Genomic DNA, 14,044 nt, shown 5'->3' with positions numbered 1-14,044 from the left:
AACAATGAGTGCAGCAGATAATCATCCTGAGTCTGGCGCAGATTATCTGCGCCAGATACTCAGAGCACCGGTTTATGAAGTGGCGACCGTAACGCCACTTCAAGAAATGCCAAGATTGGCAGCACGCATCGGCAACCAGGTTCAAATCAAGCGTGAAGATCGCCAGCCTGTGCACTCGTTCAAGTTGCGCGGCGCCTACAACATGGTGGCCAATCTGACTGATGAGCAAAAACGTGCAGGTGTGATTGCCGCCTCAGCGGGTAACCATGCTCAAGGCATGGCACTATCTGGCACGAAACTGGGCATCAATACCACCATTGTGATGCCTAAAACCACCCCTGATATCAAGGTTGAAGCGGTTCGTGGCTTTGGTGGTAACGTCGTTCTGCATGGTAGCAATTTTGATGAAGCTAAAGCCGAAGCACAGCGTCTGTCAGAAGAACATGGCTACACCTTTGTGCCGCCTTTCGATCATCCATTGGTGATTGCAGGGCAAGGCACCATTGGTATGGAAATGCTGCAGCAAAATGGTCACCTCGACTATATTTTCGTTCCTGTTGGCGGTGGTGGTCTAGCTGCGGGTGTTGCGGTCTTGGTCAAACAACTGATGCCTGAGATAAAAGTCATTGCTGTTGAACCGGAAGATTCTGCCTGTCTTAAAGCTGCGATGGATGCTGGGGAGCCTGTAGTACTCGATCAGGTCAGTATGTTTGCAGACGGTGTTGCGGTTAAAATCATTGGTAATGAAACCTTCCGACTGTGCCAGAAATATATTGATGGCCACATTACGGTTTCTAGCGATGAAATCTGTGCCGCAGTGAAAGACATCTTTGAAGATACTCGCGCTATTGCCGAGCCATCAGGTGCACTGGCACTTGCTGGTCTGAAAAAGTTTGCTGAGCAAAATCACTTGCAAGGTAAGCATCTAGGCACAGTGCTTTCGGGTGCTAATACCAATTTCCATGGCTTACGTTATGTCTCTGAACGTTGTGAACTCGGTGAAAAACGTGAGGGTATACTAGCGGTGACCATTCCAGAGCGCCAAGGCGCCTTCTTCGAGTTCTGCAATATTATTGGTGGCCGAGCGGTTACTGAGTTTAACTACCGATACAACGATGACAAATTAGCCAACATTTTCGTCGGTGTGCGTCTCGTAGGTGGTCAAGAAGAATTGGATGGCATCATTAGTGATCTCAGAGCGAGTGGCTACCCTGTGGTTGACCTCTCTGATGATGAAATGGCAAAACTGCACATTCGCTATATGATTGGCGGTAGACCGTCAAAACAGCTTAAAGAACGCCTATATAGCTTTGAATTCCCAGAGTATCCAGGAGCGCTACTTAAGTTCTTAAGCACGTTAGGGACGCATTGGAATATCAGCTTATTCAATTATCGTAACCAAGGCGCAGATTACGGTCGAGTTTTATGTGGTTTTGAATTGGAAGATAGTGATTTGAATGAGTTCTCGGCTCATCTGAGAGAACTGGGCTACCAGTGCAAAGACGAGACCGATAATCCATCTTATAAGTTCTTTTTATCTTAATCAGAAAATGGGAAGTGGCTGCTTCCCATTTTTATTTTAACCAATCGCGATACAGCTGAGCTTCATCCCCTAAGTACTCTACCATCCAATCCAATAGATTATGATTATCGTGCTTTCTCCACACCAAGCAACACTCACTTGGTGCTTGAGCATCTTCGAGAGTTCGCTCCACCAGCATGCCGTAGTCGATAAGTGGCTGAGCAATGTGCCTAGGCATGTAACCAATGCCTACGTTCTTTTTCAAACACTCGATGGCAGTAAACCAATTGGGTAGCAATAAGCGCCGCTGTTGCGGGTAGTGCTCATTGTGACGCTTAGGTAATACTCGCGACGTGTCATCAATACAAATGGCGGTAAATTGACTGACAAAATCTTCATCCAATTGCGCCTGATGAGCACATGGATGCGAGGGCGACATAACCAAAGCCCAGTCTAGGCTGCCTATTTTCTTAACGCCGTATTCACCACTGACAGGAATCGCACTCGTCGCGCCAATCACAATGTCCGCTCGTTGCTGGGAAATAGCTTCCCAAGAGCCGTTATAGACCTCCATATTGATCTGCAGCTCAGCAAACTCAAACTCTTGATAGAAATCTTCAATCAGGTCAGACAGCTTATCTACTCTAACCACATTATCTAAGGTCAGCTTTAAGCTACTTTGCCACCCTAGAGCTGTACGTCGTGTCTGGTGAGTAAGTTCATCCATTTTGCGCAGCATTTGCCGAGCTTCCACCATGAAGACTTCACCGGCCGAGGTTAACTCAACCTTTCTTGGTAGCCGAGTAAACAGTTTTACCCCGAGTTCTTGTTCAATCTGTCGCACACTGTAGCTAATCGCAGAAGGCACTTTATGCAATACCTCAGCGGCAGCGCTAAAGCTTCCTAATCGAGCAACCACATCTAGCATTTCTAATGATGAGCGAGAATACATACTTTAGCTTTCAAATTTTTTGATAGATAACCACAAAATATAGCGTTTTATTTTTCTAAGATCCAAAAATAGAATACACACCATCAGCAGTATGGGCTGGCGCCAATTCATTCCTGTGAAAATATTTCAAGGAATAACAATGAAAATAACTAAACTACAACTCATCTATCTTGCGACCTTATCCATGTTGGGCTTCATAGCTACCGACATGTATTTGCCTGCGTTTAAACTCATTGAGCAAGATTTTGCGACTGGACCAGAACAGATTGCCCTGTCATTGACGGTCTTTTTAGTCGGTATGGGGCTGGGTCAGTTCCTATGGGGACTAGCCAGTGACCGTTTTGGACACCGTAAAACCCTATTTGCAGGACTCGTTATCTTTACGATTGCCTCGGTAGGCTTAGCTTGGAGCCAAGAAGTATGGCACCTGTTGGCACTGCGCATGCTACAAGCTATTGGTGTCTGTGCGCCAGCTGTGATTTGGCAGTCTATGGTGATCGACAAATTCGATAAAAAAACAAGCCAGCAGATATTTGCCACTATTATGCCTCTCGTCGCCCTGTCTCCGGCACTAGCTCCTCAACTTGGCGTGTTATTAACTGAATTATGGGGATGGCATAGCATCTTTGTCGTACTGGCGATCACTGGCGCTCTACTAGCCATGATCACCTTATCGATGAAAGATCATAAAAAAGCAGAGCGTAAACAATCATCTGTTGGTGCTGATCTTAAGAGTTTATTAGGGTCACGTGAGTATGTGGGCAACGTGATGTTGTTCTCTGTCGCTTCTGCTGCGTTTTTCGCCTACCTAACCGGTATGCCAGAGATTATGAGCCAGCTGGGCTATTCGGCAAAAGACATTGGTTTGAGCTTCATTCCACAAACCATCGCATTTATGCTCGGTGGCTATATGGGCAAGAAATTGGTGGCTAAATTAGGTGATGACGCGGTACTGAAACAGCTACTAGGACTGGAGACGGTCGCTATACTGTTAGTATTTGCTGCGTGTCAGTGGGAGCTAACCAGCGTATGGCCAATTCTAGCGCCATTCTGCTTACTTGCAGTCGCTAATGGGGCACTGTATCCAATTGTTGTTAACCGTGCACTATCAAGCGCACCACATTGTTCAGCAACTGCGGCAGGCCTACAAAATAGCTTACAGATTGGTATTAGTAGTTTAGCCAGTGCGCTAGTTGCAGCATTTGCCGTTGTCGCTCAATCAGCGGTAGGCTATGTGATTCTTGGTTGTTTAGCATTAATGTGGGTCGGTTACCTGATCGCAACACCAGCACTAACCGAAGAACTGACAATACCGGATAACTCACGAGTAGTGAGCGACGAGTAATCAAAAATGGGTGACCAAGTCACCCATTTTTCTAATATTAAAGACTTTTCAGCCCCCACTTTTTCGCAGTTTCTTCAAAGAAACCCTGCGTTTTTTTCAGCTCTACCCAATGATTCACATAGTTAATCCAAACTTGGTCACTTTGTGGTAACAGCATCGAAATCGGTGTCGGCTTGCGAGGCTTCTTAACAGGTACAATGGCAAGTTGCTTGAACTTGGTTACTAACGTTGCCGCTTCCACATTTGACGTCACTGACACATCGGCACGACGCGCGAGTAATTCTTGGAAGTCACGAGCTGGTGCTTCAATAACAATGTGCTCAGCATCAGGAAAAAAGTCTTTCACCATTTTCTCTTGCACGGTACCGAGCGTGGCAGCCACTTTGACATCAGGTTTGTTAAAATCGGCCCAATCAGAAAATTTCTCCAGGTCTTTCTTTTGAACCACGGGGACAAATGCCAGATAAAAATAGGGCTGGCTATATCCCGCCACTTTAGCGCGAGACATATTAAGCGACGCACTGCCCGTCATATCGTATTTGTTAGCAGTAATACCGTTTACTAACGTTTTCCAATCCGTTGCCACGTACTCCACTTTAACACCAAGATCTTTGGCAAGTTCTGTCGTCACGTCAATATCGAAACCACGATACGAATTGGTCGCAGGATCTTTCATGGTCATCGGGTTCCAGTCACCCGTAGTGCCTACACGCAATACACCTGAATCCAAGATCTTCTGCAGACGACTGGTTTCAGCCGCTACCTGACCGATAGAAAGAAAAGTAATAATAAAACCCAGAATCCACTTCTTCATTGAATAGTCCCTAAAATTATTAAACATTAGTGGTACATCCTTGATAACATAGCAGTAACAGATGGATTTTTCAGGAATAATTAGGGACGATTGTGAGCTATCGATTACTTACTGTTGTTTTGTGCCTACCACTTCTAAGTGGCTGTTCTGACTATGAGTGGGGTTGGTATGTACTTGATCCCTCAACTGAACAAGGAAAAACTAACCTCGGCTTTCTATTGGCGGGCTTTAAAGACACTATCTATGTATCCTTACTAAGTATGGTGTTTGCCATGCTTATAGGTCTGCTTGTTGCCTTTCCAGCCTTGTCAGAGAAGCCCTGGCTGCGCGCCATTAATCGAGTCTATGTCGAAGTTATTCGCTCCATACCCGTTCTAGTTTTGTTACTGTGGGTGTACTACGGCATGCCCACGTTATTAGACATTTCCCTCAACCATTTTTGGGCAGGAGTGATAGCACTTACTATCGCGGAAAGTGCCTTTATGGCAGAAGTGTTCCGTGGCGGTATTCAGGCAGTGACTCGTGGTCAGCATGAAGCTGCTGAGTCACTCGGCCTCAATTATTGGCAGAAGATGCGACTGGTTATCTTACCGCAAGCCTTTCGTCAGATACTGCCACCACTCGGTAACCAGTTTGTCTATATCCTCAAAATGTCATCATTAGTAAGCGTTATCGGGCTAAGTGACCTAACTAGACGCGCCAATGAGCTGGTTGTAAATGAGTACTTACCTTTAGAAATCTATACGTTTTTGGTACTCGAGTACTTAGTATTAATACTATTGGTCTCACAAGCTGTACGCTGGCTGGAAAAGCGTATTGCTATTCCAAGCCACTAACAATAAGTATCAAGAGACAAAAAAGGGCCTCAATGAGGCCCTTTCTAATGGAAGAGTTTACTTCTGTTTGGTTGGACGCTGCCATCCTGTAATTTTGCGCTCTTTTGCGCGAGTAATCACTAACTCACCTTCAGCTACATCTTTGGTTAATGTGGTGCCCGCACCAATCGTTGCCCCATCAGCGATAATCACAGGAGCAATCAGTTGACTGTCAGAACCGACAAAAACGTCATTGCCGATAACTGTCTTAAACTTATTTGCACCGTCGTAGTTGCAAGTAATAACACCAGCACCAACGTTAGTGCGCTGGCCAATTTCGGCATCACCCAGGTAAGTTAAGTGATTAGCTTTCGAACCTTCACCTAGACGCGCATTCTTCACTTCAACAAAATTGCCAACGTGCGAATCATTACGTAAATCAGCTCCAGGGCGTAAACGTGTAAATGGGCCAACAGTACACTCCTCGCCAACTGTCGCACCTTCGATTACGCTATACGGGCGTACAAGTGTGTTATCATCGATTTCACAGTCTTTCAGTACGCAACCTGCACCTACAACTACATTATCGCCAAGAGTTACACTACCCTCGATGATGACATTGGTATCGATTTCTACGTCCATGCCACACTGTAACTGACCACGAAGGTCAAAACGTGCAGGGTCACGTAGCATAACCCCCTGCTCTAGTAACTTCTGCGCCTGCATAGATTGGAATGCACGCTCTAGACGAGCAAGCTGAGCACGGTCGTTCACACCTTCAACTTCAATAGGGTTTACCGGGTGAACGGCTTCTACTGCACGACCTTCATTATGAGCAGCTGCAATCACGTCTGTCAGGTAATACTCACCTTGCGCGTTATCATTGCTTAAGCCGGACAACCAACGTTTAAGGTCTCCACCGGTTGCCACCATCACACCCGTATTGATCTCTTTAATCAGCTTTTGTTCTTCTGTGGCGTCTTTTTGCTCAACGATCGCAACAACAGGACCATTCTTACGCACGATACGACCATAACCCATAGGGTTATCAAGAACGACAGTAAGCAAAGCGATACCACCTGTAGGCTGAGCATCTAATAGGTTTTCAATAGTCTCTTCGGAGATAAGAGGTACATCACCGTAGAGGACCAGCACTTTTTCATCATCCGCCAAATAAGGAGATGCCTGATCAACAGCATGACCTGTCCCTAACTGATCGGCTTGTAGAACCCAGTTTACTTTTTCTTGTTGCAAAGCCGATTGCATCATTTCACCGCCATGACCATAAACAAGGTGGATATTCTGAGAACCTAAGCTTTCACAAGTATCGATGACATGTTTTACCATTGGTTTGCCAGCAAGTGTATGCAACACTTTAGGCTTATTGGAATACATGCGGGTTCCTTTCCCCGCAGCAAGAACAACTGCACTGAATTTCATTATTATCAAACCATTGACGTTAATTAAGCTAACGTCATTCTAGCTATGAATGACAATAGTGTTAAATGGATTGGGTAAATTTCTAATAAAAATTAAGCAAAAAGGCGACCCATAGGTCGCCTTTTTCATCGCGGTTAGTTCAGTTTAACTGAATTAACGACGTTTTTTTGTCAGCTCGATTACTCGAAGCTGAGCAATGGCTTTAGCCAGTTCACTGGCCGCTTGCGCGAAGTCCATGTCGCCATGCTGATTCTGGATATGTTCCTCAGCTTTGCGCTTGGCTTCTTCCGCCTTCGCTGCGTCTAGTTCTTCACCACGAATTGCTGTATCAGCCAACACAGTCGCTGTGCCTGGCTGAACTTCAACAATACCACCAGAGACATAAATGAACTCTTCATGGCCGTGCTGTTTAACGATACGCACCATACCAGGCTTGATAGCGGTCAGCAGCGGTGTGTGACCATGGAAAATACCAAGTTCACCTTCGCTACCGGACACCTGGAACGTTTCTACGCGACCAGAGAAAAGCTTTTTCTCAGCGCTTACTACGTCTAGGTGAAAGGTTATTGCTGCCATATCGCCTCCTATTTAGCCTTATAGCTTCTTAGCATTCTCGATAGCATCGTCGATAGTACCGCAGTACATGAACGCTTGCTCTGGAATGTCATCGTAGTCACCAGCTAGTAGACCTTTGAAGCCACGTAGAGTCTCTTTAAGAGGTACGTAGATGCCTGGGTCGCCAGTAAATACTTCCGCTACGTGGTAAGGCTGAGTTAGGAAACGCTCAATCTTACGAGCACGAGATACAACTTGCTTATCTTCTTCAGATAGCTCGTCCATACCTAGGATCGCGATGATGTCTTTCAGCTCTTTATAACGCTGCAGTGTTTGCTGCACACCACGAGCTACCTCGTAGTGCTCTTGACCAACGACTAGTGGATCAAGCATACGAGATGTTGAATCTAGTGGGTCAATCGCTGGGTATAGACCCATAGCAGCGATGTTACGGTTAAGTACAACCGTTGCATCCAAGTGCGCGAACGTTGTTGCTGGAGACGGGTCAGTCAAGTCATCCGCTGGTACGTATACCGCCTGTACAGACGTGATAGAACCAGTTTTTGTTGACGTGATACGCTCCTGTAGTACACCCATCTCTTCTGCAAGAGTTGGCTGGTAACCTACCGCAGATGGCATACGACCTAGAAGTGCCGATACCTCTGTACCTGCAAGTGTGTAACGGTAGATGTTATCAACGAACAGCAGTACGTCACGACCTTCGTCACGGAACTTCTCTGCCATTGTTAGACCAGTCAGAGCAACACGTAGACGGTTACCTGGAGGCTCGTTCATCTGACCGTAAACCATTGCTACTTTTGATTCTTCAGGCTTCTCAACGTTTACAACGCCCGCTTCCTGCATCTCAAAGTAGAAGTCGTTACCTTCACGAGTACGCTCACCTACACCCGCAAATACGGATAGGCCTGAGTGTTGTAATGCGATGTTGTTGATAAGTTCCATCATGTTAACGGTCTTACCTACACCTGCACCACCGAATAGACCGATTTTACCACCCTTAGCGAATGGACAAACCAAGTCGATTACTTTAACACCCGTTTCTAGAAGAGCGACTTCGTTAGATTGCTCTTCGTAGCTTGGCGCTTCACGGTGAATCGCATAGCTTTCTTCTGCACCGATCTCACCACACTCGTCAATCGCATCACCAAGTACGTTCATGATACGACCAAGAGTCTTAGTACCTACTGGTACTGAGATTGGCGCGCCTGTGTTCTCTACTGTTACGCCACGACGTAAACCATCAGAGCTACCCATTACGATACAACGAACTACGCCACCGCCTAGCTGTTGTTGAACTTCAAGAACAAGACGCTCTTTAGAGTCCGTTACGTTTAGAGCGTCGTATACACTTGGTACGTCACTCTGTGGGAACTCTACGTCGACTACCGCACCGATGATCTGTACGATCTTACCTGTAGCCATCGTTAATCCTCTAATCTATTTCGTTTTACCTAAGCTTAAACCGCAGCTGCGCCGCCAACGATTTCTGATAGTTCTTGTGTGATAGCCGCTTGACGCGCCTTGTTGTACACAAGCTCTAGATCATCAATCAAGTTGGTCGCATTGTCCGTTGCAGCTTTCATTGCAATCATTCGAGCCGCTTGCTCACAAGCAAGGTTCTCTACCACACCTTGATACACTTGAGATTCGATATAACGAAGCAATAGTGCGTCTAGTAGTGGTTTTGGCTCAGGCTCATAAATGTAGCCCCATGAATGTTCGCGCTGCATCTCTTCACTGTCAGATTTAGGCAGAGGTAGCAATTGATCGATCGTTGGTTCCTGAATCATAGTGTTCACAAAGTGGTTATACACTACGTACAGGCGATCCAATTCGCCTTCGTCATACTTCTTCAGCATAACGCCTACCGTACCGATTAGGTCTTCTAGACTTGGCTCATCACCCAGACCAGATACCTGTGCCGCTACTTTTGCGCCGCTGTTGTTAAAGAATGCTGTCGCCTTTGAGCCAATAATAGCTAACTCGATTTCAGCACCTTTATCTTTCCAACCTTGCATCTCTACAATGGCTTTTTTAAACAAGTTAATGTTCAAGCCACCACAAAGACCACGGTCAGTAGAAATAATGACATAACCAACACGCTTGGCTTCACGCTCTTCTAGGTACGGATGTTGGTACTCTAGGTTTGCGTTTGCCAAATGACCGATCACTTTACGCATAGTTTCAGCGTATGGACGAGAAGCTTCACGCGCATCTTGCGAACGACGCATTTTTGAAGCTGCTACCATTTCCATCGCTTTCGTAATTTTCTGAGTGCTTTTCACACTACCGATTTTATTACGTATCTCTTTTGCGCCGGCCATCGTTACTCTCCATAAGTGGTGACCAAAAGGTCACCCACCAATTACCAAGTCTGAGTTGCTTTGAAATCGTCAGTCAGTTTCTTAAGCTGAGCTTCGATATCATCGTTGTAAGCACCCGTAGTGTTGATCTCTTTTGCAAGATCAGCATATTGACTGTGAGCATACGATAGAAGCGCTGCTTCGAAGTCTAGAATCTTGTTGATTTCAACATCATCTAGGTAGCCGCGCTCAACAGCAAAGATAACTAGTGCTTGGTCAAATACAGACATTGGAGCATATTGCTTCTGCTTCATTAGTTCTGTAACTTTTTGACCGTGGCTTAGCTGACGCTTAGTTGCTTCATCTAGATCAGATGAGAACTGTGCGAATGCCGCTAGTTCACGATAAGCAGCTAGTGCAGTACGGATACCGCCAGATAGCTTCTTAATGATCTTAGTCTGTGCTGAACCACCTACACGAGATACTGAGATACCTGGGTCAACCGCTGGGCGAACACCCGCGTTGAAGGCTTCAGTTTGTAGGAAGATCTGACCATCGGTAATCGAGATTACGTTTGTCGGTACGAATGCAGAAACGTCACCTGCTTGAGTTTCAATGATAGGAAGAGCAGTTAAAGAACCAGTCTTGCCTTTCACTTCACCGTTAGTGAAACGCTCTACGTACTCTTCGTTTACACGAGCTGCACGCTCTAGTAGACGTGAGTGGAGGTAGAATACGTCACCTGGGAATGCCTCACGGCCTGGTGGACGTTTAAGTAGTAGAGAGATCTGACGGTAAGCTACCGCTTGCTTAGATAGATCATCATAAACAATCAGAGCGTCTTCACCGCGGTCACGGAAGTACTCACCCATTGCACAACCAGAGTATGGCGCAAGATATTGCAGTGCAGCAGATTCAGATGCAGATGCTACAACAACGATAGTGTTTTGTAGTGCACCGTGCTCTTCCAGTTTACGCACAACGTTTGCGATTGTAGATGCCTTCTGGCCAATCGCTACGTAGATAGAGAAGATACCAGAGTCTTTCTGGTTGATGATTGCATCGATCGCCATAGCGGTTTTACCGATCTGACGGTCACCGATGATAAGCTCACGCTGACCACGACCGATTGGGATCATTGAGTCAACTGACTTATAACCAGTTTGTACTGGCTGATCAACCGATTTACGGTCGATTACACCCGGTGCAATCACTTCAACTGGTGACGTAAGTTTAGCTTCAATTGGACCTTTACCATCAATTGGCTCACCTAGCGTGTTTACAACACGACCAAGCAATTCTGGACCAACTGGTACTTCAAGAATACGACCAGTACCTGTTACTTTCATGCCTTCCTTAAGGTCAGCATATGGGCCCATTACTACCGCACCAACCGAGTCACGCTCAAGGTTAAGTGCTAGTGCATAACGGCCACCCGGTAATTCAATCATTTCACCTTGCATCACGTCCGCTAGGCCGTGAATGCGAATGATACCATCGCTTACCGATACGATAGTACCTTCATTACGAGCTTCACTCACAACATCGAAAGATTCGATACGCTGCTTGATTAGGTCGCTAATTTCTGTGGAATTAAGTTGCATGCTCCAATCCCCATCAAGACTGCATTGCTTCACTCAGGCGGTTCAAACGACCACGTGCTGAGTTGTCAATTACAAGATCTCCGGCTCGAATAATAACCCCACCAAGTAGGGTCTCATCTACACTGCAATTCAGCTTAACTTTGCGTTCTAAACGCTTCTCAAGTTTGTCGCTGATCGCTGCAAGTTGCTCGTCGTTTAGAGCTGACGCTGAAATCACTTCAACATCAATTTGTTTTTCTAGCTCTTTTTTGAAAGCTACAAACTCTTCTAACACATACGGCAAGGCTGCTAGTCGACCATTTTCAGCCATAACTTTAATCAAGTTTTGACCGAATTCATCAAACTGTTCACCACCAACGGCAATGAAGATATCAGCGACTTTTTTCGCCGTTACAGAACCTGATAACAAGTCTGCAATGTCTTCATTCTTGGTAATTTCAGCGGCAAAAGTTAACATTTCAACCCATTGGTCTAATGCTTGCTTTTCTACCGCAAAGTCAAATGCTGCTTTAGCATAGGGGCGTGCGATTGTAGTCAATTCAGACATATGCGCCCCTCGCCTTAAAGTTTCGCAGTAATATTGTCGAGAATATCTTTTTGCGCATCCTTATCGATACTACGCTCAAGAATCTTCTCAGCACCAGCTACAGCCAGAGTTGCAACTTGTTTGCGCAGCTCATCACGGGCACGGTTACGTTCAGCTTCAATTTCTGCTTCAGCTTGAGCAAGAATCTTTTGGCGTTCTGCCAAAGCTTCTTCACGAGCTTCATCAACAATTTGTGCTTTACGCTTGTTTGCCTGTTCAATGACCTCTGTTGCAGTGCGCTTCGCTTCCTTCATTTGGTCAGAAGCGTTGGCTTGTGCTAGATCCAAGTCTTTAGCAGCGCGCTCAGCGGCTACTAGACCGTCAGCAATTTTTTTCTGACGTTCTTCAATCGCATTCATGATTGGTGGCCATACATACTTCATGCAGAACCACACAAATAGTGCGAATGAGATTGCTTGACCTAGCAGAGTTGCGTTCATATTCACAACAGCTACCCCTCTAATGGTTCATTGACGAGCTAAAGTTTAATCAGGTGACAAGTCCGAAACTTGTCTGAGAAAAAGCTGATTAACCTAGCTGACCAACGAATGGGTTCGCGAATGTGAATAGCAGTGCGATAACAACACCGATCATAGGAACCGCATCAAGTAGACCTGCGATGATGAACATCTTAACTTGAAGCATCGGAGCCATTTCAGGTTGACGAGCCGCGCCTTCAAGGAATTTACCACCTAGAAGACCAAAACCGATCGCCGTACCAAATGCTGCCATACCGATAATGATACCTACGGCGATTGCAGAAAAGCTCAGTAAAGTTTCCATTACTATCTCCAATTTATAGTTGTTGGCTTAAATTTGCCCAAATAAAAAGCGTTAATAAAGTTAGTGATCGCTGTCTTCGTGTGCCATTGATAGATAAACAATCGTTAGCATCATAAACACGAAGGCTTGAATCGTAATAACCAGAATATGGAATATCGCCCATGGTAGTGAGCCCATCCATTGTAAATACCATGGTAGCATTGCAGCACAAAGAATGAAGACCACCTCACCCGCAAACATGTTACCGAACAGACGCATACCGAGAGACAGTGGCTTTGAAAGCAAAGACACGACTTCGATCAGCATGTTGAAAGGAATCATGATTGGATTGTTAAATGGGTGTAGCGTCAATTCTTTTGTAAAGCCAACTAGACCTTTTACTTTGATGCTGTAGTAAATCATCAGAGCAAAAACACCTAGCGCCATAGCCATGGTGATATTGACATCAGCAGAAGGAACCACTTTGAGATAAGGGATGCCCATCTGCTCTGCAGGGTAAGGTAAGAAGTCAATTGGAACAAGGTCCATGACGTTCATTAAAAATACCCAACAGAAGATAGTTAGTGCTAAAGGCGCGATTAGCGCGTTGCGTCCATGAAACGTTTCTTTGACGTTGTCGTCAACGAATTCCACGATCATTTCAACAAAACACTGCAGCTTGCCCGGCACACCAGCTGTTGCTTTCTTAGCTACTGAACGAAACACTCCTAGGAATATCAGACCAGTAAACACAGAAAAAAACAGGCTATCGATATGTACGTTCCAGAAACTCGTCTCCTCCACTAGACCGAGACTTCCTAAAGAAAGGTTGGTCAAGTGGTGAGTGATATATCCGGCCGATGTTAGCGCTTCACCTGGCGCAGCCATAACTCATCCTATTTTTTGTTGTTGACGAATATTACTGGTGCCATAAGGTTAATTAAGACGGCCAGTAAAAAAGTGAGATTCAAGGGAATCACTTCCACCTGAATATACATGTAAGCAATCGAGAATAGAGCAACCGTAATGAGGATTTTCAGAGTCACTCCTGCGTAGAAAGACGCGGCAACCTTTTTCGCTGCTCGAGCCCCACTAAACAAAAATGCACACAATGCAAAAACCGCATTAGCGATAACAAAACTGCCACCACCAATGAGCGCTGAAATTCCCCACTCAGCATTTACAGCTACTGCCATTCCAACAGCTACCAATGTAACCGCGCTGGCTTGAATCAGTAACAATCGCTTTGCAAGCTCTCGTCCTGGTCTAGCTAGCACAGCTACCATGTATTCTTACCTATAGTTTTTTCCACAATGCACCTAAAT

15 protein-coding genes are annotated in these 14,044 nt (G+C 45.6%); 3 read left to right on the top strand and 12 right to left on the bottom strand.

The window, feature by feature from the left end:
* Positions 1-4 precede the first annotated feature (4 nt).
* On the top strand, positions 5-1,543 hold the full coding sequence (gene ilvA / locus L2W36_RS22775) for a threonine ammonia-lyase, biosynthetic (RefSeq protein WP_006073044.1): 1,539 nt from the start codon (positions 5-7) through the stop codon (positions 1,541-1,543).
* Between the two features lie 31 nt (positions 1,544-1,574).
* On the opposite strand, the gene punR is transcribed toward ilvA, so the two are convergent.
* Positions 1,575-2,474: a DNA-binding transcriptional activator PunR gene (gene punR, locus L2W36_RS22770; protein ID WP_088876462.1), complete on the bottom strand. Its 900-nt coding sequence runs from the start codon at positions 2,472-2,474 to the stop codon at positions 1,575-1,577.
* 91 nt (positions 2,475-2,565) lie between these two features.
* Between punR and punC the strand changes: the two genes are divergently transcribed.
* Positions 2,566-3,819 (top strand): purine nucleoside transporter PunC, encoded by a 1,254-nt coding sequence (gene punC / locus L2W36_RS22765; RefSeq protein ID WP_219906997.1) that lies wholly within the window; start codon positions 2,566-2,568, stop codon positions 3,817-3,819.
* Between the two features lie 37 nt (positions 3,820-3,856).
* Here punC and L2W36_RS22760 read toward each other — a convergent pair whose 3' ends face one another.
* Positions 3,857-4,633 (bottom strand): transporter substrate-binding domain-containing protein, encoded by a 777-nt coding sequence (locus L2W36_RS22760; RefSeq protein WP_124940465.1) that lies wholly within the window; start codon positions 4,631-4,633, stop codon positions 3,857-3,859.
* Positions 4,634-4,725: 92 nt separating this feature from the next.
* Between L2W36_RS22760 and L2W36_RS22755 the strand changes: the two genes are divergently transcribed.
* Positions 4,726-5,469, top strand: a complete 744-nt coding sequence (locus L2W36_RS22755) for an amino acid ABC transporter permease (protein WP_236111663.1) — start codon at positions 4,726-4,728, stop codon at positions 5,467-5,469.
* A gap of 57 nt (positions 5,470-5,526) precedes the next feature.
* On the opposite strand, the gene glmU is transcribed toward L2W36_RS22755, so the two are convergent.
* The 10 genes from glmU to L2W36_RS22705 form a co-directional block, all read right to left on the bottom strand.
* Complete coding sequence (glmU, locus tag L2W36_RS22750; RefSeq protein ID WP_236111662.1) at positions 5,527-6,888, bottom strand: bifunctional UDP-N-acetylglucosamine diphosphorylase/glucosamine-1-phosphate N-acetyltransferase GlmU; 1,362 nt, start codon at positions 6,886-6,888, stop codon at positions 5,527-5,529.
* A 153-nt stretch (positions 6,889-7,041) separates the two neighbouring features.
* A complete protein-coding gene (locus L2W36_RS22745) occupies positions 7,042-7,464 on the bottom strand; it encodes a F0F1 ATP synthase subunit epsilon (protein ID WP_006073053.1) in 423 nt (140 codons plus the stop codon).
* An 18-nt stretch (positions 7,465-7,482) separates the two neighbouring features.
* Entirely contained in the window at positions 7,483-8,886 is a 1,404-nt protein-coding gene (gene atpD / locus L2W36_RS22740) for a F0F1 ATP synthase subunit beta (RefSeq protein ID WP_006073055.1), read from the bottom strand.
* A 35-nt stretch (positions 8,887-8,921) separates the two neighbouring features.
* A complete protein-coding gene (gene atpG / locus L2W36_RS22735; protein WP_006073057.1) occupies positions 8,922-9,788 on the bottom strand; it encodes a F0F1 ATP synthase subunit gamma in 867 nt (288 codons plus the stop codon).
* A 41-nt stretch (positions 9,789-9,829) separates the two neighbouring features.
* The gene (gene atpA / locus L2W36_RS22730; protein ID WP_006073059.1) at positions 9,830-11,371 is read right to left on the bottom strand and encodes a F0F1 ATP synthase subunit alpha; all 1,542 of its coding nucleotides are present in this window, start codon (positions 11,369-11,371) and stop codon (positions 9,830-9,832) included.
* 13 nt (positions 11,372-11,384) lie between these two features.
* Positions 11,385-11,918: a F0F1 ATP synthase subunit delta gene (gene atpH / locus L2W36_RS22725; protein WP_031493873.1), complete on the bottom strand. Its 534-nt coding sequence runs from the start codon at positions 11,916-11,918 to the stop codon at positions 11,385-11,387.
* A 14-nt stretch (positions 11,919-11,932) separates the two neighbouring features.
* On the bottom strand, positions 11,933-12,403 hold the full coding sequence (atpF, locus tag L2W36_RS22720; RefSeq protein WP_006073063.1) for a F0F1 ATP synthase subunit B: 471 nt from the start codon (positions 12,401-12,403) through the stop codon (positions 11,933-11,935).
* 82 nt (positions 12,404-12,485) lie between these two features.
* The gene (gene atpE, locus L2W36_RS22715; protein ID WP_006073065.1) at positions 12,486-12,740 is read right to left on the bottom strand and encodes a F0F1 ATP synthase subunit C; all 255 of its coding nucleotides are present in this window, start codon (positions 12,738-12,740) and stop codon (positions 12,486-12,488) included.
* 60 nt (positions 12,741-12,800) lie between these two features.
* The gene (atpB, locus tag L2W36_RS22710) at positions 12,801-13,607 is read right to left on the bottom strand and encodes a F0F1 ATP synthase subunit A (protein WP_006073067.1); all 807 of its coding nucleotides are present in this window, start codon (positions 13,605-13,607) and stop codon (positions 12,801-12,803) included.
* A gap of 8 nt (positions 13,608-13,615) precedes the next feature.
* The gene (locus L2W36_RS22705) at positions 13,616-14,005 is read right to left on the bottom strand and encodes a F0F1 ATP synthase subunit I (RefSeq protein ID WP_006073069.1); all 390 of its coding nucleotides are present in this window, start codon (positions 14,003-14,005) and stop codon (positions 13,616-13,618) included.
* Positions 14,006-14,044: the final 39 nt, after the last annotated feature.

This window comes from Vibrio sp. McD22-P3, assembly GCF_021568915.1.
GTDB lineage: Bacteria > Pseudomonadota > Gammaproteobacteria > Enterobacterales > Vibrionaceae > Vibrio > Vibrio mediterranei.
The sequence above is the reverse complement of the archived record's forward strand: the minus strand, read 5'-3'. Positions and strand labels throughout refer to the sequence as shown.